Raw genomic sequence first — 21,160 nt, 5'->3', positions numbered from 1 at the left:
TTTCAAACCGCTTTTTTTCTGTTTTTTTACTGCTTTTCCACGCATTTTTTGTAATTTGTGTAACCCTTCTGCTGATGCGGATGCTCTTTCCATAGTTGATCTGCTGTTTTTTTCCACTCACAGGCATAAGCTTTGCACTTACTGCACAAATGTTCCGCACTTTCCGGTGACTGCAGATCGGTCGATTTTGCACCGGTCTCTTTGATCATTTCTTGAAGAATCTCCGGATTTTCAAGCATCGGGCAAGGACGCAAATGATTGCTATTAAAAGGCTGCCGGTCTCTGTATGCCATAAAGAGTGGCTGTTTCAGAGCTTCCAGCAGAGTGACTTCCCGAATATTTGCAGAAGAGTAGTGAATAAATACACATGGTTCTACATCTCCATTCGCATTGATATGGCAGTAGTTTCTTCCACCTGCGATACAGCCTCCGACAAATTCTCCGTCATTCTGGAAATCCATTGCATAAATCGGCTTTCCACCTGTTGCACCGCGGATTTCTCTTACCCGGTGATACATATATTCTCTCTGTTCCTTTGTCGGGAGCAGATCCGGTGCTGCATCATTTCCAACCGGCATATAATGGAAATACCAGGTGAAACGACATCCCTTTCCGATGATCATATCCAGGAATTCATCCGATGTAACCGTTTCAATGTTCTTTCTGGTATAACAGATTGACGTACCGAAGATCAGTCCATATTTCTTTAACCGATCCATAGCTGCCATAACCTTGTCGAATACACCCTCTCCACGGCGCATGTCATTGACCTCTTCAAATCCTTCCAGACTAATTGAAAGGGACAGGTTGCCGACTCTTCTCATCTCTTCGCAAAATTCATCATCCACCAGTGTTCCATTTGTAAATGCATGGAATTCGCAGTCATAATGCTTTTCACAAAGTCTGATAATATCTTTTTTTCTTACTAACGGTTCCCCGCCTGTATACATATAGAAATAAATCCCCAGTTCTTTTCCCTGCGTAATGATGCTGTCCATCTCTTCATATGTAAGATTCAGTTTATGCCCATATTCTGCCGCCCAGCATCCGGTACAATGAAGATTACATGCACTTGTCGGATCCATCAGGATCAGCCACGGAATATTGCACTGATGTACCTCTCTCATACTGCGGATTGTCTTCGTTCCATGGAACGCCGCTTCAAATCCAAGGTTTAATGCTGTCTGTTTAATAACATGCGGGTCAATTTCATCTAATGCACGATTCACATAACTCATCCACTTCGAATCCGGATCCTGTATCATCTTTCTTGCGCCTTCATAGGAGCTCTTCTGGAAATTGTCTCCCATGAAACGCTCGGTCAGATCAACAAGATCAAGCAGACCTTTTTCTCTGTCTTTATCCATTTTTCGCATTGCCAAATCAATTGCTCCGCCAAATGCTGCCCTTGCTGCTTTATGTGTCAATTCGCCCATACTCTTTTCCTCCTGCTATTTTAAAATAAAAAATGCGTAACCACCATATCTGCCCCGGCGATCAGGAATAATATCCCACCGATCCAGTAAGCTTTGCAGTTATATTCACAGCCCAATCTATATCCGACCTCCACACCAAGAAAGCACTGAATGATCGTAACCGGAAGCAATACCATTCCCTGTTCCAGGATCTCCACACTCCAGAATCCGATACCCATTCCGGCAAAATACGCATCTACGCTGGTAAGTACTGCCAGTTTTCTAAGCCGTTTCCAGTTTATTTCATCGTTTCTCCGCTCAAAGATCTGCTTATTATTTCTTGCTTTACAGATCATATAAATGCCAAGTCCGATAAATATCAGCACCGACAAAAGCTCCCATCCACTTGCTGCTGTTGAAATCGTCTCATTCATTTTTCTGTCCGGCTTCAGAATATCTGCAACAACATTTCCCAGGATCAGTGCAAAGAGCTGCATTCCTCCAAAAATCAGACTGGATAAAAGTGTGTCTTTTCCATGCTTCCTCGAAAATCCTGCTCCAACACAGATATGTACAACAAATACATCAAATGAAAGCCCGATTGAAATTAAAAGGATTTCAATAATACCCATAGATTCGCCTCCTCCTGCTGGCTGTTACATATATATTATGTAATCCCTTACTAAATAATAAATCTTCAGATTATCGGTTCTGTTTATTTTTTAACGACATTTTTCCACATTTGTCGCATATCTGTTTATTTTTTCAACAGATTATTCTTCCGGAATCTTTTTTATACAATAGAAAGCTCCATTTTCTGTTAAAAATAAAAAATTCCCGCAAAGGTAGATCTTCTACCTCTGCAGGAACTTTGCTTCTTTATTATCTTAGTGATGGAATAAACGGATTCCGGTAAATGCCATCGCCATGTTGTATTTGTTGCAGGTATCGATTACATTGTCATCACGGATTGATCCACCCGGTTCTGCAATATATGTAACACCGCTCTTATGTGCACGTTCGATGTTATCTCCAAACGGAAAGAATGCGTCTGATCCAAGTGCCACACCCGTCAGCTTATCAAGCCATGCTCTCTTTTCTTCTCTGGTAAATACTTCCGGTTTTTCAGTGAAAATATTTTCCCAGGTTCCGTCAGCCAGTACGTCCATATATTCTTCACCAATATACAGATCAATTGCATTATCCCGGTCTGCACGCTTGATTCCTTCTTTAAATGGAAGAGCAAGTACTTTCGGGCATTGTCTCAGCCACCAGTTATCTGCCTTCTGTCCTGCAAGACGGGTACAGTGGATACGGGACTGCTGTCCGGCTCCGATTCCGATTGCCTGTCCGTCTTTTACATAGCATACAGAATTTGACTGTGTATATTTTAAAGTAATCATGGAAATTGCAAGATCTCTCTTTGCGTAATCCGGAATTTCTTTGTTCTCAGTCACTATATTTGAGAAGAAATCATCATCGATCTTCAGTTCATTTCTTCCCTGCTCAAAGGTAATACCAAATACATCCTTGTGTTCTGTAGGTGCCGGAACATAATTCGGATCGATCTGGATCACATTGTAATTACCTTTCTTTTTCTGTGCAAGAATCTCCAGTGCTTCCGGTTCATATCCAGGTGCGATCACTCCATCCGACACTTCTCTCTTGATCAGTCTTGCCGTATCAACATCGCAGACATCAGAAAGCGCAATAAAATCACCGAATGAAGACATACGGTCTGCGCCTCTTGCACGTGCATAAGCACTTGCAAGCGGAGAAAGTTCTCCAAGATCATCTACCCAGTAAATTTTTGCAAGAGTTTCATCCAGTGGCAGTCCGACTGCAGCACCTGCCGGTGACACATGCTTAAAGGAAGTTGCTGCCGGAAGTCCGGTTGCTTTTTTTAATTCCGATACCAGCTGCCATCCGTTAAATGCATCCAGAAAGTTGATATATCCCGGACGGCCCATCAGAACTTTGATCGGGAGATCACTTCCGTCTTTCATATAGATACGTGACGGCTTCTGATTTGGGTTACATCCATATTTGAGTTCTAATTCATTCATGATTCCTGCTCCTTCTTCACCTTTGTATACTATTTATTCTTATTGATGATCTTGCTTTCGTATGTTCCTGTCTCAATATCAATATATCTTACAAACAGAGATACTTTATTATCTGCATTCAGACTGTTCCAGAGTGTGTCTGCAAATGTGTCCATATCATCCGGAATTGCAACAAGCTTTGGTTCTCCTTCAAAACTCGGAAGCGGATTTCCATCACACTTGTATGTGTGGATAAAATGTCCTTCTCCGGCTACCGGATTCTCATATGCAAAGGTGTAACGGTTGCATGCATCCGGATTTCCGTTATTGCTCTTCAAAATGGACATTGCATAGTTATATTTTCCGTTCTCAATGTGCATGATACCGGAAATACGTGGTGTGTAGTTTGGTCCATCCGGTTCAAATTCACGGCTTCTAAGGGACTGTTCAAACGTCATCTGTCTGTCCATACCTTCATAAATTGTATCAGTCTGATCTCCGTTTGTAACGATCGTCTTATTGCCGAGTACACGCACCGGTGCGTAGATAATTAAGCTTGGGTCTGTCAGCTTTGACTCGTCAAATGCCTGTGTGCGGATTCCCTCTCCCTCTTCTACAAAGACACGATTACGGCTGTTCTCACTTCTTCCCATGATAAAATAAGCTGTTACCGCTTTGCTTCCGTCGGCAGACTTTCCGATGATGATCCCTCTTCCGGGATAAGAATTGCTCTGCAGTTCTTTTTCAATAGATAACATTTCCATGCTTCAATCTCCTTTTATAACTTGTACTTATGTTTGCACATTCATTTATCACTATTTATTATAACTCATAATACCACTATATTTCCAGTCTTTCTGCAAAATTTTTTCAACTTCTTTTAAAACATCATTTTCAAGACCACTGTTCCATGGTAAAATGTTAGTAAAATAACAATTCAAATTTGGGGATTATTTACAAAAGAGAGGTTTTACTTCATGAGTAGAAACAGAAAAATGGATTTTGCAGCCGGGATACAGGATGGCATTCCCATCTGTCTCGGTTATATTGCGGTATCATTTACCTTTGGTATCATGGCAAAAAATGCAGGACTTTCCACTTGGGAAGCTGTTCTGATTTCCCTTACAAACCTGACCAGCGCCGGGCAATTTGCTGGTCTTTCACTGATTACGGCATCCGCATCCTATTTTGAAATGGCATTCACCCAGCTCATCATCAATCTCAGATATTCGCTGATGTCCTGTGCCCTTTCACAGAAAATTGATAACCACTATCCTTTTTTCCACCGTTTTCTTATCGCATACGGTGTAACGGATGAAGTCTTCGGCGTATCCGTATCCCGCCCCGGAAGGATTACTCCATGGTGTTCTTACGGTGTGATGGCACTTGCCGCACCTGGCTGGACACTTGGTACTTTCCTCGGAGTAGTATCAGGAAATATCCTGCCTGACCGGATCGTCAGCGCACTGAGCGTTGCATTATATGGAATGTTTATCGCAATCATTATTCCTCCGGCACGTGATAACAAGATCATCGGAACCATTGTCGTGATTTCCATGGCAGCAAGCTTCCTTTTCACAAAAGCTCCTGTGCTATGCCAGATTTCTTCTGGCTTCCGAATCATTATCCTTACGATTCTGATTGCCGGAATCGCAGCGTATTTCTTCCCTATAAAAGAAGAAACAAATCCAGAAGATAAGGAGGATTCTTCCGTTGAAGCATAATCTATATATGTATATCTTTGTCATGGCAGCCGTCACTTATCTGATCCGTATGCTGCCACTGACGCTGATCAGGAAAGAGATCAAAAATACTTTTATAAAATCTTTTTTATATTATGTACCTTATGTAACTCTAGCTGTTATGACCTTTCCGGCCATTCTGACAGCCACCGCCAATATCTGGTCTGCCGCCATTGGTTTTGCAATCGCACTGATCCTTGCATGGAACAGAAAAAGTCTGATCTGTGTTTCCCTGTTTTCATGTGCCGGCGTATTTCTGGTTGAATTATTAACCGGACTGTAGACTGTAAGAGAGATGATCTGAATAAAGGAGGCTTTCTTATGTGGACCAAAAGTTTTTCACGTTATACCCGCATTTTGCTGGTCAGTGCTGCTGTTATCATTGGCGCCCAGATCAGCATCTCACTTTTCGAAAGCGATTTTCGTGTTTCCATCGGAATTTTTGGCATTTTCATGTCTCTGATCCTTTTTGGAAAATATCCGATTCTTCCGGTTACGGTGATAAGTGCCCTCTGTGTTTTCTTTTCCCGTACGCTGATGCACTGGCTTCGCTTTGGCAGCTGGAATCCACAGAGCTATTTTCCAGAAATGTTTTTCTATCTGGTCTACGGAGTCCTTTTTTTCCTCTACTGCCGTAAAAATGACTATGAACTTTCGATGTATTCTCTGCCCTGGATGTTTCTTTTTGACTATCTGGCAAATATAACAGAACTGCTGACCCGTAGGGGTATGGACGCTTTTTCTTTTCAGTCCCAGGCAGGCGTCCTTCTGGTTGCGCTTCTGCGTACTGCACTTGCGGGTCTTTTCCTGTTCTGTCTCAGCCATTACAAGTTCAGTCTCCTGAGTGCTGAACATGCACGGAGATACCAGAACCTTCTTCTTTTGATTTCTGAGCTTAACGGCGAAGTTGTTCTGATGCAGAAAGGCACACATATGATAGAAGACACCATGAGCACCGCATACCGGCTTTACCACGATATGAGTGAACGGAATATAGACGAATCCCTCACCCGCACTGCACTTCAGATCGCACGGGATGTCCACGAGATCAAAAAAGACTACAATCTGATCGTAAGAGGACTTTCCTCTTCAATGGAATTAAATTCTGAAAATGACGGAATGAGCCTGGATGATATCCTCACCATTCTGAAAAGCAGCCTGGATGCATCACTTCCAAAAGGGAAACGACTTTTTTTTAATATACAACTGGAGGAAAATCTATATACACAGAACCATTATCTTCTGCTCTCAATCTTCCGCAATCTTTTCAACAATGCGATTGAAGCAGCAGACGGAAATCCGGTCGAGCTTTCTGTCCGTCAATCCTCCACGGATTCTTCTTATGTTATTGAAGTTGAAGATCATGGACCCGGAATTGATCCGGAGGATATGGAACAAATTTTTGAACCGGGTTTTTCCACAAAGATCAATTACGAAACCGGCGAGGTCAATCGGGGACTTGGACTTAGCCTGGTAAAGGATTTTATCGAACTCCGCCTGGGCGGAACCATCCGGGTAACTTCCGTTCCCGGAAAAACAGTTTTCACACTTACTATACCAAAAGAGAAATGGAGCGGTTTATAAATGAAATTCTATCTCATTGATGATGATAAAAATGTACTGCATATATTAAAACGTATTATACGGGACCGTGGACTTGGAGAGATTGCCGGGACTGCCGAAAACGGTGTGGATGCACTCACGGATCTTCCTCTTATAAATCCAGACATCGTAATTGTTGATCTTCTGATGCCCGAAATAGACGGAATCACTTTCGTGAAACGCGCCCGCTCTTATGCACCGAATCTTACTTTTATTATGCTTTCCCAGGTTGCATCCAAAGATATGATCGCAGATGCCTATTCTGCAGGCATTGAATTTTATATTCATAAGCCAATCAACAGTATCGAAGTAGAATCCATACTCCGGAAGGTCAGTGAATCCCTGACTGCCCGCCGGACATTGCAGCAGGTACAGACGATTTTCCAGACCCAGCAGAATTTTGTACAGCCACAGGGATTTATAAATGATACAGTTGAAAAACCTTATATTATCCGGTTAAAAGGAATTCTCCAAAAGCTTGGCATTACCGGTGAACGTGGCAGCAAGGATATCATTTCCCTTGTCGATTATCTGATCCAACATAACCAGAAAGTTGACAATGTCACTTTATGCGAACTTTGCAGCCGGTTCAGCGACAATCCAAAATCCATGGAACAAAGGATCCGTCGGACAGCCAACATGGGAATGGTCAACCTTGCCAACCTTGGTCTTGAAGATTACGCCAATGACACGTTTACAACCTACTCCAACTCCCTGTATAACTTTGAACAGGTCCGAAGGGAAATGGATTTCATCCGTGGAAAAAGTGTACGGCACGGCAATGTGAAAATTAAAAATTTCCTGAATGCACTGATTCAGGAATGCACCGAGAGAGCCTGATTTTCAGGTTCTCTCCTGCTTCTTATTTCATCTCTTTATATATTTTCTCTATAATTCATTATCGCTTATAGTTATCGTCATTATATACAATAAATCTATCCTGTATTTGTAGTTTTTTCCAAAAATAAATTTCATTTTGATACTTTTTGTATCTTTTTGTAACTTCCATTTTATTATGTTATCACGATAACTGATGCGAATAAGTATAAATTTTAAGGAGGATGTCATATGTTAACAATCGTAAAAGGTATTGGTTTACTGCTTCTCACTTTAGCCTGTTTCTCTGTATTCAGCCTGAAGTTTCCAAAAGGATCAGAAGCAATGTCCGGAATGGCTAATGCAGCCGTTGCTTCGTTCCTGGTAGAAGCTGTTCACCATTACATCACAGGTGATTTATTAGGAATTGCATTTTTCTCAGAACTCGGAACCGTATCCGGCAGCTTCGGGGGAATCGCTGCAGCTACTTTAGTTCCGATCAGTATGGGATGTAATCCGGTACTTGCAGTCGTTGCAGGTGTCGCAGTCGGAGGATACGGAATTCTTCCTGGTTTTGTAGCAGGTTATATTGTAGGTTTTGTAGCTCCGTTCCTGGAAAAGAAACTTCCAGAGGGTCTGAATCTGATCGTTGGTGCTCTTGCAATCGCACCGCTTGCAAGAATTATTGCCATCGCAGTTGATCCGGTCGTTAATTCAACACTGCTCAACATCGGACGTATGATTTCTGCAGCTGCTGAACAGTCTCCACTTATCATGGGATTCCTGCTCGGTGGTATTATGAAGATGATCTGCACCTCACCACTTAGTTCTATGGCTCTGACTGCTATGCTCGGACTTGATGGACTTGCAATGGGTATTGCAGCAATTGCATGTGTTGGTGGTTCTTTCACAAACGGTATCATTTTCGACCGTTTAAAACTTGGCGAGCGCAGTAATGTTATGGCGGTAATGCTTGAACCTCTTACACAGGCCGATATTATTACACAGAATCCGATTCCGATTTACGGATCAAACTTCTTTGGCGGCGGACTTGCCGGACTCGCAGCAGCTATGCTCGGTATTATCAATAACGCCCCTGGAACAGCATCTCCGATTCCTGGACTTTTAGCTCCATTCGGATTTAACCCACCACTTAAGGTTGTAGCTGCAATCGTACTTGCTGCGATCGGCGGATCTTTAGCTGGATTTGTTGGTTCTATCGTGTTTAAAGGTTTTGCAAAAACACCTGCAGATATCAAAGCATCTGAAAAAGCTACTGAAACAATTGTTCCGGAAGTTGCTATCGCTGCTGAATAATCAAAATGACTATTTCAAACTGCTTGTTTATATAGCCCTTAAAGAAGAAAAAGACTCGAAAACTTTTGTTTCCGGGTCTTTTTCAATTTACGGGAAATTATATTTCTCTCTCCAGTGTTTCTTCTATATCTGCATTGATTCCTCTGTGTTCAACCGAAGTTGAAAATACGATCAGTGTCTTTGTTCTTCCAAATCGCTGCAATTCTCCAATAAATTTATCCAGCTCTGTTGTGCTGGGAAACAGTACTTCCAACACCATAGAATATTCTCCGGTCACACAGTTGCATTCGATCACATTTGAACACTTTCTCACAAACGGATAAAACACATTTTTTTCCTCCGGCGAAACCTCCAGATTGATCAGTGCCTTGATATGATATCCAAGTGCTTCCGGATTCACCTGTGCCTGATAACCGAGAATATATCCTTCTTTTTCCATCTTTTCAATCCGCGCTGATACAGCCGGTGTAGACAGATACACCTTCTCTGCAATCTCTTTCAATGGACATTTGGCATTTCTCTGTAAAATATTCAAAATTGTACGATCCACTGCATCCAGTTCATGATTTTTCATCTGCACTACCTCTTTCTGACATCCCATTTATACTTTTGACCCCTTTGATACCAGATTGCTACGTGCTTTGCACTCCTGCAAGTCAAAAAAAAGATACTCTCTGCGTTCTTCTCCGCAGTAAAGTACCTCTTTGTACAAATATTTTCACTCTTTAAATATGTTAAAAATAATAGCATTCCTTTTTCTTCCTGTCAATAAAAAGACATTTATTTTTTCCTATTTTTCCTATTTTGATTTGACATTTGTCCTACCACGTGATATTCTGAAATTGTGTTTTAGATAAGATTTAGATTTCACATATTTTTGTAAATCATTAACATCTGTCTGATGACTTACAAAAATATGTGATTTTTATTTTTATCGGCATCATCAATTTTTTAGGAGGTACTACTAATGAACAAGGGTACAGTTAAGTGGTTCAACGCACAGAAAGGCTACGGATTCATCACAAACGAAAGCACCGGAGAAGATGTATTCGTACATTTTTCAGGAATCGCGGGAGAAGGATACAAATCTCTTGAAGAAGGACAGAACGTTACTTTCGATATCACAGAAGGAAACCGCGGACTTCAGGCTGTTAATGTAACAGTTGCGTAATCGCTGCAAAAGATGCTAGAGTAAAAAACCCGGCTTGTGTATTACTCCACAGCCGGGTTTTCTATGTTATAAATATGCTTTGCCGGAATTACCCAAGCAGTTCTCTATATATTCGCATTACATTCTTACAGAAGATTTTCTCAATCTCGCTCTCTGTAAATCCATTCTTTTTAAATACATCTTCCAGCTTTGTCATATCTACAGGGGATGCGATCTCCAGTTCTCCATTCATACCATCAAAGTCTGAACCAAGTCCTAAAGCCTCTATTCCCGCCATATCACGGATATATTTTGCATGTGCCACAATATCCTCCGCTCTGCTCACAACCGTCTCTCCGTCTTTCCAGTCGCGCAGGAAATATGCATAATAATTCAGCCCGATCACACCGCCTCTTTCCCCGATCGCTTTCAGAAGTTCATCATTCAGGTTTCTCGGATGACTGCACAAATGTCTCGCGTTGGAATGGCTCGCTACAAAAGGCTTCTTTGTGAACTTTAACACATCCCGGATTCCTGCATCGTTTAAATGTGCCACATCGATGATCATTCCCAGGTTCTCCATCTCTTCCAGAAATTCAATCCCATGCGCTGTAAGCCCATATCCGGCTTCTGAAAAGGCTTTTCCGGCAAATTCTCCGCCAGTCGCTTTTGCCGGATATCCAAGCTGATTCGGATAGTTCCAGGTCAGAGTCATCATCCTTGCCCCCATCCGGTAAAAGTCTCTTAAAAGGGCAGGATCGCCCTCGCAGATTTCTCCTTCTTCCAATGTCAGCAACGCTGACATCCTTCCATTCTTCCGGTTTTCTTCAATCTCGTCATACTTTGTGACCGGCCGGATCCAGTCTTTATTTTTCTCCATTTCCCGATAAAATACATCCGCCATTTTCATTGCATAACGGAATGGACTCCCTGCAAGCATCGGATCCTCCAGATCCAGAAAAATGGCAAAATTTTGAATCAGATAATCCCCCTTTTTCATCCGTTCAAGATCCACATTTAAATTATTTTTCCGAAGTGAAATCTCTTTTCCCTGTTCCCTTCCTCTCTGAATCGCTAAAATTGTATCACAATGCATATCTGCTACTTTCATTTTCTATTCCCCCATCTTTTTCTTTCTTATAATATCTACCGTATGTGATCCCGCACCAACCAGTTCCGGGCGTTCACACGTAGTCAGATGATAGTCAATAAACGTCTGGAAAGTCTTTTCATCCATCGTATTTAACACCTGACGCATATAATCGGATGGTCCATCCGCCGAAATAATCTGGATCCGTTCCATTCCTGCTGCTTCATTGTAGCTGTCAATATCCTCCAGACGCACATAATCATACAAATCTTCCGGTGAAGGACATACCCGGTAATTCGCATCCAGTTTGCCATTTTCCAGGCATTCCTGTATATGGTTCTCCCGGAATCCATACACCAGAACACTGTACTCATTCATTGTATAAGCCACCAGGATCGTGCCCTCATCTTTCAGAACACGCTTCGCCTCCATCAGCGCCTTTACCTTATCTTCCTTTGTATAAAGGTGATACATCGGTCCAAACAGGATGATCAGGTCAAATTCCTTATCCGGAAAACGTGACAGCTTCAGCGCATTTCCCTGATATGCTTTCACAGAGCTGTTCTTCTTTTTCAGAATTCCCAGATTGTATTTCACCAGCTCTACCGCCGTCACATCGTACCCTTCTTCGGCAAGCGCAACACTGTAGCGCCCGGTTCCGGCTCCTACATCCAGAATCTTTACCTGTCCATGCTCCCGCTTAGGAAGATATTTGTGAATGTACTTCATTGAGGTGATAAATTCTACCTGTCCGTGGCGGCTCTTAAGCCGCTTCTCTTCGTTAAATTTGTTATAATATTTTTCAAGCTCTGTCATCATAAATCAATTGTATCCTTTATTTTTATTCTAGCGCTGCCGCTCTCCGGAATAAAATAATTCCGATCACGAACAAGACAGCGATCATCCCCACACCAATATTGATATTGCCGGTAAGCTGCGAGATCAGGCTCACGATCGTTGTTCCCATAAAGGACGCGCCTTTTCCGCAAATATCCATTAAGCCGAAAAATTCACCTGACTGGTTCGCCGGTATAATTTTCGTAAAGTAAGATCTTGAAAGCGCCTGCACACCTCCCTGGAACATGCCTACCCAGACAGCAAGAACCCAGAACTGCCACTGGTAATGCAGAAAAATCGCAAAAATTGCCACTCCAAGGTATGCCACGATACATACTGTGATCAGCTTTTCTGCAGAATATTTCTTCGCAAGTCTTCCGAAAATAATCGCAAATGGGAAAGCTACAATCTGCGTAAGCAACAATGCAAGAAGAAGTCCTGTACTGCTAAGTCCAAGTGCTGATCCATATGCAGTTGCCATATCAATAATCGTATAAACCCCGTCAATATAAAAGAAAAACGCCAGAAGAAACAGAAAAACCTTCTTCTCCTTCTTTACATTTTTCAGAGTAATGCCGATTCTTTTGAAGCTTTCTGAAAAAGCATGCTGCTTCTTTTCTACATAATACTTCTGGTGATAAGTTTTCAGAAGTGGTAATGTCATAATTACCCACCATACCGTGATGATCACAAAGGAAACCATCATTGCTATCTCCATTGTAATCCCAATCTTCCCTGCATTTAACACAACCAGAAGACAGATTACAAACGGTACACAGCTTCCGATATATCCCCACGCATAGCCCTGGGAAGAGACTTCATCCATCCGGTCTTCCAATGTCACATCGACAAGCATGGAATCATAAAATACCAGCGTCACGGAATATCCGACCTTTGCAATGACAAAAACTACCAGAAAGGCCAGCCAGTACTTTGCAAATCCCAGTGCGACTGAAGCAATTGCCCCGATTCCAAGTGCAATTGTAAAAACTGGTTTTTTATAGCCTTTTGTATCTGCAACGGTTCCAAATACCGGTCCTGCAAGTGCTGTAAGTAAGGTTGCAATGGATACTGCATATCCCCAGTATGCCAGATACTGTACATCCGAAAGTCCCTGCTTTCCTGCGATATAGTTGAAATAAATCGGTAAAATGGTTGCTGCCAGAAGTGTAAATGCAGAATTTCCGACATCATAAAGTATCCAGTTTTTCTCCTGTTTTGTCAATTTTATTTTCATTTAACGTATCCTCCTTGCCAGGAAACTGAGAACCAAATGTATAGGCATATACAGAATCTAATGTGGCGTTTCCTTCCAGAAACGGTTTGTATTCGCAGATCAGTTTGTCTGCCAGTGGAACTGCTTTTTCATAAAGATGAAGCAGTTTTCTTATCTGTTCCCTGCAGGATTCATTCTCATGATACTTGATAATAAACCCATGAAAATCATAATAAAGCCCTGCCACTTTAAGTGCTGCATAAAGTGCCATCCGCTTTAATTTAGATGGACAGACAAGAATCCTGTCATAAAATACCATTCCATTCAGTGCTTTTTTGACTTCCTTTGCTGTAATTCCGCGATAAAAATCTTTTATAATTATCGCATTTTTCATAGAAGGAACAATATGTCCGGTCAGTCTCCTGCTCACTGGATTTTCTCCGTTCATAATCATCAGCTTACGATCCAGCTCGCCCTCCACTGCAATATGTGCAAGACCAGTCTCTTTTACTGCCTGTTCCACGTAACCATGACAGATTTCATCCAACGCGAAGTGGCAGAGCACTCCATATACATAAGCCAGATGCTTCTCATACTGGTCGTGTGTATGTAAAGCCTTCGCTGCATGAACGAAGAACTTTGCCCCGCTCTCGTTATGTATACGGCTTCCCAACTGATTGACCTTGTTCTTGCCAAGCGGTCTGTAATAAAAAAGAATATCCGGTCCATGAAGTCCAATATTAAAAAGCTCCGGATATTTATCAATAACTTTTCTCTCATATCCGCTTAATCTGCCCCTGATCTGCTGTCCAAAAATGTAATGTGCATAAGTTGACGGCATATTATCCCATCCTTTCTTTTCTGAAACACGTTTTATTATAGACGTTGCGCTTTGCAGGCTCTATCTTACTTCTGTAAAGCTTATATAACGGCTTTGTAAAAAAGAATGTGCCTTGGCACATTCTCGCGCCGAGCGCAGTCGCTTGCGACATTCTTCATCTTCGTGCGAGTGCGCATCTCCGGCACGTAGTGCCTTTTATTTCATAGGAAGTTCCTTCGGAATTTCCTATAAAATAAAAAGTAATGACTAAAATGATACGTTCTAAATAAATAGTAACACAAAAAGGCCTTTCAGGATAGTCCCGAAAGGTCTTCTGCACGACACTTTTAAAATACTTTCATCGTCCACTTGCTCATATCCCACACCTCATTTACCACATCCTGATAGAATTCCGGCTCATGGCAAATCAGAAGAATACTTCCTTTGTATTCCTGAAGCGCTTTTTTCAGAGAATCCTTTGCATCCACGTCTAGATGATTGGTCGGCTCATCCAGGATCAGCAGATTCGTGTCCTTGTTGACCAGCTTACAGAGTCTTACCTTTGCCTGTTCACCACCACTCAGTACCCTTACCTGGCTCTCAATATGCTTCGTAGTGAGTCCGCATTTTGCAAGGGCAGAACGCACCTCATACTGGGTAAATGACGGAAATTCCTGCCACAGCTCTTCAATACAGGTTGTCTTGTTTTCTCCTTTAACTTCCTGTTCAAAATAGCCGATCTGAAGATTTTCCCCAAGCTCACACTCGCCGGAAATTGCCGGGATCAGACCAAGTACACTCTTCAAAAATGTAGTCTTTCCGATACCATTTGTTCCGACAATCGCAATCTTGTGTCCTCTTTCCATCTGGAAATTCAGCGGCTTGGAAAGTGGTTCATCATAACCGATTACAAGATCTTTTGTTTCGAATAACATTTTCCCCGGAGTCCGTCCGTAACGGAACTTAAATTCCGGTTTCGGCTTTTCCACTGCCAGCTCAATTACATCCATTTTATCCAGCTTTTTCTGTCTGGACATCGCCATATTTCTTGTAGAAACACGGGCTTTATTTCTTGCCACAAAATCCTTCAGTTCACTGATTTCCTGCTGCTGTCTGCGGTATGCTGCCTCAAGCTGTGCTTTCTTAACTGCATAGACCTCCTGAAAATGATCATAGTCTCCCACATAACGATTCAGTTCCTGGTTCTCCATATGATAGATGATATTTACCACTTCATTCAGGAACGGAATATCATGGGAAATCAGAATGAATGCATTCTCATAATCCTGCAGATACCGCTTCAGCCACGTAATATGCTCTTCATCCAGATAGTTTGTCGGTTCATCCAGAAGCAGGATGTCCGGCTTCTCAAGCAGAAGCTTTGCCAGAAGAACCTTCGTTCTCTGACCTCCGCTTAGATCTGTAACATCACGGTCAAGTCCCAGATCCAGAAGTCCCAGTGCCCTTGCCACTTCCTCTACCTTTGCATCGATCGTGTAAAAATCATGCAGTGTCAACTCATCCTGGATCGTTCCAAGCTCTTCCATCAGAAGATTCATCTCATCCTCGTCTACTTCACCGAGTTTCTCACAGATCTCGTTCATTCGCTGCTCCTTCTGCAAAAGCGGATCAAACGCACTTTTCAGTGCGTCCTGGATCGTCATACCGCTCTGAAGGACTGCATGTTGGTCCAGATAGCCTGCTCGTACATTCTTCGCCCATTCCACCTTTCCCTCGTCCGGCGTAAGTTTCCCGGTAACGATACTCATAAAGGTAGATTTACCCTCTCCGTTTGCTCCTACAAGACCGATGTGCTCCCCTTTTAAAAGACGGAACGATACATCATCAAAAATGGCACGGTCACCAAAACCGTGTGTCAGATGTTCTACATTTAATATACTCATATTTTATTATTCTCCCTGATTCATTTCTTTACACATTGTCTTTTATTATATGTGGAAATTGGTGTTCTTTCAATATAAACAGACAAAAAACCCCAGAAACACAAGGTTTCTGAGGTTTGTATTTTTGAAAATGAACTCGAAAAAACTTCGTCTTTCCCGCAGCCACATTGCTCCAAATTAACGTTTTGATAACTCCGAACGCCTATTTTTCGGCTTTTTTGATGCATTTGTAAGTTACGCGGCAGTTACCGCTACTTTCTTTCCCGTTTCCTTAATACTACATCATGCACATACAATAAAGCAACTAATTCCGGCAGCTTTTAATTTTTTCTCTGTCTTCTCTGCGTTTTTGCGATCTGTATAAGCTCCCGCCTGTACTTTGTAAAGCCCGTTAATCATTCTTACAAATACGTCCTTATGCCCGGTCTTTTTGATTTTCTCCGCCATAAGGTCAGCTCCTTCTTTTCTCCTATATGCTCCCGCCTGGACTCTGTAATACTTCTTGTCCTCTGCTCCCAGGTCGTCGGTATTTGTATTCTTCGTATCGTAGTTGTACAGTTCGTATGTTTCGATAAGCTCAATAAGTTTCTTTGCGTATTCCGGGTCTGATGCATACCCAGCAGCAGCTACCGCGTTACAAGCTTCTTTGTAATCTGTTTCCCCGATTACCTTCGCATATCTCTTATACTTCTTTAAAAATGCGCTGTGGTCTTTTACGGAATCTTCCCAGGTGTCATAGGCTCTAAACTCTGCTTCTACCTGTACTTTCTTTCCATCTTCGTATTCCGTTGTTTTTCTTGTTAAAGTCTTACCCTTCCAGTCCTTTGTAGCCTTAATTCCAAAAAGTGCATTACCTGTCTTTGTCAGCTCTGATTTTCCCCAGGCGCTTTCTAAAATTGCCTGTGCTGTCGTTAAGCTTGCCGCTACTCCGCTGTTCTTCATATCGGCGGACGCAATAGCGCCCACCACTTCAATAAAATTCTTCTGTTCTGCGTTCATGTTCCTTATCCCCCTACACTGCCTGTAAGCTCGATACAGCTACCCAGCTTGTAATATCTTTAAGTCGTGCTTCCTGTACTCCGTTATTTACCTGGATTTTATCTACTGTATGTTTCTTTCCGCCGCGCTGAGCTGCCGGAACTGTTTTACCGCGTGCCGATGATAAGCCGCCGTATACCGCGCCGTCTTTAATTGTTACGGTACTTCCTACTGTAATACCTTTGCTTCCCTGGTTTCCGCTGTTCCCGCTTTTCTTAAGCCCGAACTGTTCCGCGATTGCTGTAGCCACTGCTGCCGCGATCTGGTCTTTTTTCGCTGTATAAATCTGCATATCGTCTTTGTCGTCGATAAAGCATACTTCCAGCAGTGCCGAAGACGTACCGCTTGCTTTTGCTCTCGCGATCACGCGCCAATTTGTCCGCTTTACGCCCCTGTTCTTAAGTCCCAGCGCTGCGATTTTCTCTACGATCTTCATTTCTACGCCTACGGTCTTCTCTGCTGTTGTTACATAGATTTCCGTACCTGTAGTCTTCCCATTCCCGGCAAGGTCATTTACACAAGAATTAAAATGTACTTCCAGTACATAGTCATAATCTCCAAATTTTACCTGGCAGCAACCTTTACCCAGGTCTTTAAAAGCGTTCCTGTTCGTCGGGTATAAGTCAACCTGTGCATAGTTCCCCAGTGTTTCCTTAATCTTCTGTACCATTACTACGGTTTCTGTTGCTTCTACTCCAAATTTTGAGCTTGCGCCCGGGTCGCCGTCCCCGTGTCCGCTGATAAGTAAAATCTTCATACAATTACGCCCCCGTTACAATCTTTCTCATAATATCGTTTTCCGTGTCCTCTTCCGTAACTGTTACTGTATTGTAAACGTAATCATACAAACTTGTATTACTTTCCAGCATTTTTCTAAAGTCTTCTAACGCCTGGTCTAATAATTTGTCGTACTGTTCTTCCGTGATAAAAAGCGTAACAATCGGGAATCTTTCTACCAGCCATTCCCATACCATAGATCGCTTAATGCGTCCTGTTTTGCTTTTTAATTCCTTTTCTGCTTCTGTTACCATGTAAAGCAGTGCTACTTTTACTTTTTCAAGCTGCTGCTTCGGTGTCAGCTTCATAAATCTAAGGATTGCATACACGGTAAGCAGCCCCAGGATAAGAAGGATAAAAAAGTATACCCAGTTTTCAAGAATCATTTTTACAGTTTCCATAGTTTCGTACCTCTAAAAATTTTGTATTTCTGTCGGTTCTAACGCTTCGTCTATAATTGTATCTGTTTTATCTTTCATCTTCTGTATGATTCTCTCTTTTGTTTCTTCCGCCTGGTTCTCTTCCCCCAGGTCGATAAGTTTTTTAATCATTCCAAGCTGTATCTTAATTCCATTTTCAAGCTGTACCGCTTTCAGATACCACACTACAGCGGCAGCGAATACGCCGCCAGCCGTCGGAATGATATAGGTAAACACATCTGTAGGCTTTTCGTTCCAGGCGAACACTAAAGCCACTAAGCAGGCGCATACAAATAGTACACCAGTCCCCATTACAACCTTTTTCTTAAATTCCCGTTTACTCTTTCCTCTGCTCATACGTCTGCCACTCTTCCAGGTCTTTTATACGGTTATTCTCTACTGATATTTTTTCAAGTATTTTACTTGAATCTGCTTCTAATTTGTATACCCTTTCTGCTACGTTGTTGTGTTTATCTAATTTCTTTTCGATATAGTCTAATCTTGTACGCATTACGCCGTAAATCACGCCGATAGACACGCCATAGACTACAAGCTGTATTAACAGCCCTATCCAAAATTCGTTACTCAAAAATACTAACCTTCCTATACAGAAGACATTTTTATTAAGTCTTCCTTTCCTTCTTCTATGTCTTGCATCATCGTTAGTATAATATTGTCTTCTTCCTCTATCGCCCGGTATTGTTCCAGCTCTAACAGAAGTCTTTTATTTACCTCTGTCAAATCTGTAATTACACTGGCTTGTACTTCAATCATTTGTAAAAGATAATCACTCATTTACTTTATCCCTTATCTGCTGTTTCTCTTCTTCCGTAAGGTTTTCGTAGCTCTCTAAAATCTCTTCCAGGTCTTCGCCACGCTGCACCTTAATTTTTACACCGCGTACAATAATTTTAAGTTTCGCACCCGTCAGCATTAAATAGCACCCCCTAATATATCCGCCATAGTTTCTACAAGCTCGTCCGTTGTTTCTACCAGTCCGTCGGTTGTCTCTTTGAGATCGTCGTACTTCTCTTCTGCTGTCTTCTCTCCCGCTTTCTCTGCTGCAATTCTCCGGGCTTCCTCAATCCATTTAGCCAGGCTTCCGTTAATACGGGCTTCCAGCTTTGCAGTTTCACGGGTGCAAAACTCAATCAGTGTAAAACGGTAGTGTTTCGGTTTTTCTTCCGTCTCTTCTACTGTCTCTACGTCTGTCTTAAGCTGTACGCGCACACGCCCTGCCTGTCTCCCAACGATAGCCGCCCCGGTCAGTACTTCCTCTTCTGTCTCTACGCCTTCTCTGATTCTTACCGCTTCCATTGCTTATTTTCTCCTTTGCGCTTTTTACGGTATCATCAAAATACTTTACTTTCAGTCCCCAGGAATCCGTATTTTTTATCCAGCCGTAATAGCTTATTACGCTTCTTGCATCGTGTCCGTTAAGTATCTGCTTCTTTCGTACCTTCCGTATTCTCCGTGTTATTCTTAAGCATATACTGGAACGTAAGGTAGTACAGTCCCGGTAGAATCTATAGCCTATAAAGTCTATTGGTCTGTTCCCTAACTTCCCTTTATCATTGGTTGCGTGTACCTGTAATTTACTCTTTATGTGTAAGCCTATTCGTGATAGTGCATCACGGATACAGGCTACATACTGTCGTAACTTCTTTTTATTACTACTAAATAATAACATATCGTCCATGTACCTAAAATAGTATTTTATCTTGAAAATATGTTTTATTACAAAGTCTACTGGTGTCAGCATGATATTAGCGAACCAGTGACCGAAGGGCGTACCTATTGGTATTCCTCTTTTCCCGGCTGCTGTCTCTTTTACCCAGTAAATATCTATACACATAAACAGTAATTCAAGTAACCTTTTGTCTTTAAACATTTTGATAAGTCGGAACTTCAAAAAGCAATGTAAAATATTGTCGTAGCATTTCTTAATATCCAGGGCTTCCCAGTACTTTGTATGTTTTACATTCTTATACGTCTTTCCTTTCCTGTTCTTCCTGGCTATCGCTCTTTCAATCTTCCTTTTGCAATACGTCCCGCCTTTTCCCTTTATACTTGCGCACGAATACATATACATCCTTCTTGTCAGAATAGGCTCAATGATCTGTAATACTGCCCGTTGTACAATCTTATCAATCATACAGGGCTTAGCGATCATTCGTTTTTTATGCCGCACACCGTCGTATATTTCTTTTCTTCTCAGCTTCCGTGGCTTATATCTGCCTTCTATCAGAAGTGCCTGTATTATTTTCGTGTATTTGTCGATATCCCCTAAATACTTTTCTTTCTGTTGCTTTGCATTTGTCTTTTCGTTTTTCTTTGATTTTGTTGCGTTTGGGCTACTGCATACTGCCTTAATCGCCTTTTTAATGTTTTCATATTCGTAGATTTTTTCGTAGATTCCACCAACTCTTTTAGGTAGTATCTCTTGTTTCTTTAACTTTGGTTTCTTATTTACTGGCTTATCCATATACTACCCTTTCTTAAATGCTTATTCGGAATACGCCCGAAGGCATACCGCCCTGTAAATAGCGGCTTCCGGGTCTTCCCCTAATAGTTCCTTGCCAGTCGCTTATTTTTACCAGTCCTTCGCCGTGTCGGTTACTCTGGTAAGGTCACAGCTTGCGCCGTGTTTAGATAGTGTGCAATAATTCATATTTTCCATTGTAAGCATTAAGAAGCACCCCGCCGATGTTCCAGTTCGCGTTACCGCTGCCGTTGTTCGCGTTCACGTAAGGCAAGCCCGCGTTAGCTCCGTTGTTCGCGTTACCGAAGACATACAAGACGTACCAGGCGGCTTACACACTAAATCCCTTTTATGTATTTTCTCTATCCTTTCATGTTCTATCTCCTTCCCGCCGTTTCTTTTGGGTAGTATATCATTTCATTTTGCAAATTCAATACTTTCCCCCTTTCCTTCCATTTTCCTGGAAATCTTTAGGTATTAGGGGGCTGCC

At 42.1% G+C, this 21,160-nt stretch carries 25 protein-coding genes; 6 read left to right on the top strand and 19 right to left on the bottom strand.

Translation table 11 applies throughout. The annotated features are described in order from the left end of the window. Positions 1 to 26: 26 nt before the first annotated feature. The 4 genes from PG418_RS05975 to PG418_RS05960 all read right to left on the bottom strand — a co-directional run bounded on the left by PG418_RS05975 (position 27) and on the right by PG418_RS05960 (position 4,224). Positions 27 to 1,436 carry a radical SAM/SPASM domain-containing protein gene (locus tag PG418_RS05975; protein WP_498837205.1) on the bottom strand — a complete coding sequence of 470 codons (1,410 nt, stop codon included), beginning with the start codon at positions 1,434 to 1,436 and terminating at the stop codon, positions 27 to 29. Positions 1,437 to 1,456: 20 nt separating this feature from the next. Continuing rightward, complete coding sequence (locus PG418_RS05970) at positions 1,457 to 2,047, bottom strand: manganese efflux pump MntP (protein WP_055156099.1); 591 nt, start codon at positions 2,045 to 2,047, stop codon at positions 1,457 to 1,459. A 255-nt stretch (positions 2,048 to 2,302) separates the two neighbouring features. After that, positions 2,303 to 3,481, bottom strand: coding sequence for a phosphoribosylaminoimidazolecarboxamide formyltransferase (locus PG418_RS05965; RefSeq protein WP_498837204.1), 1,179 nt, complete (start codon positions 3,479 to 3,481; stop codon positions 2,303 to 2,305). 29 nt (positions 3,482 to 3,510) lie between these two features. Next, entirely contained in the window at positions 3,511 to 4,224 is a 714-nt protein-coding gene (locus tag PG418_RS05960) for an IMP cyclohydrolase (RefSeq protein WP_008373293.1), read from the bottom strand. 213 nt (positions 4,225 to 4,437) lie between these two features. On the opposite strand from PG418_RS05960, the gene PG418_RS05955 reads away from it, so the two are divergent. The 5 genes from PG418_RS05955 (at position 4,438) to PG418_RS05935 (ending at position 8,937) form a co-directional block, all read left to right on the top strand. Continuing rightward, the gene (locus PG418_RS05955; protein WP_498837203.1) at positions 4,438 to 5,184 is read left to right on the top strand and encodes an AzlC family ABC transporter permease; all 747 of its coding nucleotides are present in this window, start codon (positions 4,438 to 4,440) and stop codon (positions 5,182 to 5,184) included. Next, positions 5,174 to 5,485 carry an AzlD domain-containing protein gene (locus PG418_RS05950; RefSeq protein WP_022220771.1) on the top strand — a complete coding sequence of 104 codons (312 nt, stop codon included), beginning with the start codon at positions 5,174 to 5,176 and terminating at the stop codon, positions 5,483 to 5,485. Before PG418_RS05955 ends, PG418_RS05950 begins: the two co-directional genes overlap by 11 nt. Before the next feature lie 38 nt (positions 5,486 to 5,523). After that, complete coding sequence (locus tag PG418_RS05945; protein ID WP_252198797.1) at positions 5,524 to 6,786, top strand: sensor histidine kinase; 1,263 nt, start codon at positions 5,524 to 5,526, stop codon at positions 6,784 to 6,786. Continuing rightward, entirely contained in the window at positions 6,787 to 7,644 is an 858-nt protein-coding gene (locus PG418_RS05940) for a response regulator (protein ID WP_498837202.1), read from the top strand. A 228-nt stretch (positions 7,645 to 7,872) separates the two neighbouring features. Further along, a complete protein-coding gene (locus PG418_RS05935; protein WP_008373277.1) occupies positions 7,873 to 8,937 on the top strand; it encodes a PTS sugar transporter subunit IIC in 1,065 nt (354 codons plus the stop codon). Between the two features lie 97 nt (positions 8,938 to 9,034). Here the strand turns inward: PG418_RS05935 and PG418_RS05930 are convergent, their stop codons facing one another. Next, positions 9,035 to 9,496 carry an Lrp/AsnC family transcriptional regulator gene (locus PG418_RS05930; protein ID WP_055247741.1) on the bottom strand — a complete coding sequence of 154 codons (462 nt, stop codon included), beginning with the start codon at positions 9,494 to 9,496 and terminating at the stop codon, positions 9,035 to 9,037. 408 nt (positions 9,497 to 9,904) lie between these two features. Here PG418_RS05930 and PG418_RS05925 point away from each other — a divergent pair, with 408 nt between their 5' ends. Further along, positions 9,905 to 10,108, top strand: a complete 204-nt coding sequence (locus PG418_RS05925; RefSeq protein WP_008373270.1) for a cold-shock protein — start codon at positions 9,905 to 9,907, stop codon at positions 10,106 to 10,108. Between the two features lie 88 nt (positions 10,109 to 10,196). On the opposite strand, the gene PG418_RS05920 is transcribed toward PG418_RS05925, so the two are convergent. The 14 genes from PG418_RS05920 to PG418_RS05855 all read right to left on the bottom strand — a co-directional run bounded on the left by PG418_RS05920 (position 10,197) and on the right by PG418_RS05855 (position 20,673). Beyond that, positions 10,197 to 11,198, bottom strand: coding sequence for a dipeptidase (locus tag PG418_RS05920; protein ID WP_498837201.1), 1,002 nt, complete (start codon positions 11,196 to 11,198; stop codon positions 10,197 to 10,199). A 3-nt stretch (positions 11,199 to 11,201) separates the two neighbouring features. Then, on the bottom strand, positions 11,202 to 11,996 hold the full coding sequence (locus tag PG418_RS05915; protein WP_173692565.1) for a class I SAM-dependent methyltransferase: 795 nt from the start codon (positions 11,994 to 11,996) through the stop codon (positions 11,202 to 11,204). 22 nt (positions 11,997 to 12,018) lie between these two features. Further along, on the bottom strand, positions 12,019 to 13,251 hold the full coding sequence (locus PG418_RS05910) for an MFS transporter (protein ID WP_055247702.1): 1,233 nt from the start codon (positions 13,249 to 13,251) through the stop codon (positions 12,019 to 12,021). Then, positions 13,205 to 14,071 (bottom strand): zinc dependent phospholipase C family protein, encoded by an 867-nt coding sequence (locus PG418_RS05905; RefSeq protein ID WP_175305773.1) that lies wholly within the window; start codon positions 14,069 to 14,071, stop codon positions 13,205 to 13,207. The genes PG418_RS05910 and PG418_RS05905 overlap by 47 nt, the downstream gene beginning before the upstream one ends. Before the next feature lie 326 nt (positions 14,072 to 14,397). Beyond that, a complete protein-coding gene (locus PG418_RS05900; RefSeq protein WP_498837200.1) occupies positions 14,398 to 15,954 on the bottom strand; it encodes an ABC-F family ATP-binding cassette domain-containing protein in 1,557 nt (518 codons plus the stop codon). Between the two features lie 282 nt (positions 15,955 to 16,236). Further along, entirely contained in the window at positions 16,237 to 16,953 is a 717-nt protein-coding gene (locus PG418_RS05895; RefSeq protein WP_498837199.1) for a glucosaminidase domain-containing protein, read from the bottom strand. Positions 16,954 to 16,966: 13 nt separating this feature from the next. After that, positions 16,967 to 17,749 carry an N-acetylmuramoyl-L-alanine amidase gene (locus PG418_RS05890; protein WP_498837198.1) on the bottom strand — a complete coding sequence of 261 codons (783 nt, stop codon included), beginning with the start codon at positions 17,747 to 17,749 and terminating at the stop codon, positions 16,967 to 16,969. A 4-nt stretch (positions 17,750 to 17,753) separates the two neighbouring features. Further along, complete coding sequence (locus PG418_RS05885; RefSeq protein WP_118046752.1) at positions 17,754 to 18,170, bottom strand: hypothetical protein; 417 nt, start codon at positions 18,168 to 18,170, stop codon at positions 17,754 to 17,756. Positions 18,171 to 18,182: 12 nt separating this feature from the next. After that, the gene (locus PG418_RS05880) at positions 18,183 to 18,545 is read right to left on the bottom strand and encodes a hypothetical protein (protein ID WP_117528044.1); all 363 of its coding nucleotides are present in this window, start codon (positions 18,543 to 18,545) and stop codon (positions 18,183 to 18,185) included. Next, positions 18,526 to 18,777 carry a hypothetical protein gene (locus PG418_RS05875; RefSeq protein ID WP_118046753.1) on the bottom strand — a complete coding sequence of 84 codons (252 nt, stop codon included), beginning with the start codon at positions 18,775 to 18,777 and terminating at the stop codon, positions 18,526 to 18,528. The genes PG418_RS05880 and PG418_RS05875 overlap by 20 nt, the downstream gene beginning before the upstream one ends. Before the next feature lie 14 nt (positions 18,778 to 18,791). Next, complete coding sequence (locus PG418_RS05870; RefSeq protein WP_117528040.1) at positions 18,792 to 18,983, bottom strand: hypothetical protein; 192 nt, start codon at positions 18,981 to 18,983, stop codon at positions 18,792 to 18,794. Beyond that, on the bottom strand, positions 18,976 to 19,122 hold the full coding sequence (locus PG418_RS05865; RefSeq protein WP_158575758.1) for a hypothetical protein: 147 nt from the start codon (positions 19,120 to 19,122) through the stop codon (positions 18,976 to 18,978). Before PG418_RS05865 ends, PG418_RS05870 begins: the two co-directional genes overlap by 8 nt. Beyond that, on the bottom strand, positions 19,122 to 19,505 hold the full coding sequence (locus PG418_RS05860; RefSeq protein WP_144368974.1) for a hypothetical protein: 384 nt from the start codon (positions 19,503 to 19,505) through the stop codon (positions 19,122 to 19,124). Before PG418_RS05860 ends, PG418_RS05865 begins: the two co-directional genes overlap by 1 nt. Beyond that, positions 19,402 to 20,673 carry an RNA-directed DNA polymerase gene (locus PG418_RS05855; protein WP_498837197.1) on the bottom strand — a complete coding sequence of 424 codons (1,272 nt, stop codon included), beginning with the start codon at positions 20,671 to 20,673 and terminating at the stop codon, positions 19,402 to 19,404. The genes PG418_RS05860 and PG418_RS05855 overlap by 104 nt, the downstream gene beginning before the upstream one ends. Positions 20,674 to 21,160 lie beyond the last annotated feature (487 nt).

This window comes from Bariatricus sp. TF06-38A (assembly GCF_027690675.1).
Taxonomy (GTDB): Bacteria; Bacillota; Clostridia; order Lachnospirales; family Lachnospiraceae; genus Allocoprococcus; species Allocoprococcus comes.
The sequence above is the reverse complement of the archived record's forward strand: the minus strand, read 5'-3'. Positions and strand labels throughout refer to the sequence as shown.

Excerpts from the sequence above, each read along its gene's own strand:
- PG418_RS05975 (WP_498837205.1), bottom strand. The coding sequence starts at position 1,436 with ATGGGCGAATTGACACATAAAGCAGCAAGGGCAGCATTTGGCGGAGCA.
- PG418_RS05970 (WP_055156099.1), bottom strand. The coding sequence starts at position 2,047 with ATGGGTATTATTGAAATCCTTTTAATTTCAATCGGGCTTTCATTTGAT.
- PG418_RS05965 (WP_498837204.1), bottom strand. The coding sequence starts at position 3,481 with ATGAATGAATTAGAACTCAAATATGGATGTAACCCAAATCAGAAGCCG.
- PG418_RS05960 (WP_008373293.1), bottom strand. The coding sequence starts at position 4,224 with ATGGAAATGTTATCTATTGAAAAAGAACTGCAGAGCAATTCTTATCCC.
- PG418_RS05955 (WP_498837203.1), top strand. The coding sequence starts at position 4,438 with ATGAGTAGAAACAGAAAAATGGATTTTGCAGCCGGGATACAGGATGGC.
- PG418_RS05945 (WP_252198797.1), top strand. The coding sequence starts at position 5,524 with ATGTGGACCAAAAGTTTTTCACGTTATACCCGCATTTTGCTGGTCAGT.
- PG418_RS05940 (WP_498837202.1), top strand. The coding sequence starts at position 6,787 with ATGAAATTCTATCTCATTGATGATGATAAAAATGTACTGCATATATTA.
- PG418_RS05935 (WP_008373277.1), top strand. The coding sequence starts at position 7,873 with ATGTTAACAATCGTAAAAGGTATTGGTTTACTGCTTCTCACTTTAGCC.
- PG418_RS05925 (WP_008373270.1), top strand. The coding sequence starts at position 9,905 with ATGAACAAGGGTACAGTTAAGTGGTTCAACGCACAGAAAGGCTACGGA.
- PG418_RS05920 (WP_498837201.1), bottom strand. The coding sequence starts at position 11,198 with ATGAAAGTAGCAGATATGCATTGTGATACAATTTTAGCGATTCAGAGA.
- PG418_RS05915 (WP_173692565.1), bottom strand. The coding sequence starts at position 11,996 with ATGATGACAGAGCTTGAAAAATATTATAACAAATTTAACGAAGAGAAG.
- PG418_RS05910 (WP_055247702.1), bottom strand. The coding sequence starts at position 13,251 with ATGAAAATAAAATTGACAAAACAGGAGAAAAACTGGATACTTTATGAT.
- PG418_RS05905 (WP_175305773.1), bottom strand. The coding sequence starts at position 14,071 with ATGCCGTCAACTTATGCACATTACATTTTTGGACAGCAGATCAGGGGC.
- PG418_RS05900 (WP_498837200.1), bottom strand. The coding sequence starts at position 15,954 with ATGAGTATATTAAATGTAGAACATCTGACACACGGTTTTGGTGACCGT.
- PG418_RS05895 (WP_498837199.1), bottom strand. The coding sequence starts at position 16,953 with ATGAACGCAGAACAGAAGAATTTTATTGAAGTGGTGGGCGCTATTGCG.
- PG418_RS05890 (WP_498837198.1), bottom strand. The coding sequence starts at position 17,749 with ATGAAGATTTTACTTATCAGCGGACACGGGGACGGCGACCCGGGCGCA.
- PG418_RS05885 (WP_118046752.1), bottom strand. The coding sequence starts at position 18,170 with ATGGAAACTGTAAAAATGATTCTTGAAAACTGGGTATACTTTTTTATC.
- PG418_RS05880 (WP_117528044.1), bottom strand. The coding sequence starts at position 18,545 with ATGAGCAGAGGAAAGAGTAAACGGGAATTTAAGAAAAAGGTTGTAATG.
- PG418_RS05870 (WP_117528040.1), bottom strand. The coding sequence starts at position 18,983 with ATGAGTGATTATCTTTTACAAATGATTGAAGTACAAGCCAGTGTAATT.
- PG418_RS05865 (WP_158575758.1), bottom strand. The coding sequence starts at position 19,122 with ATGCTGACGGGTGCGAAACTTAAAATTATTGTACGCGGTGTAAAAATT.
- PG418_RS05860 (WP_144368974.1), bottom strand. The coding sequence starts at position 19,505 with ATGGAAGCGGTAAGAATCAGAGAAGGCGTAGAGACAGAAGAGGAAGTA.
- PG418_RS05855 (WP_498837197.1), bottom strand. The coding sequence starts at position 20,673 with ATGGATAAGCCAGTAAATAAGAAACCAAAGTTAAAGAAACAAGAGATA.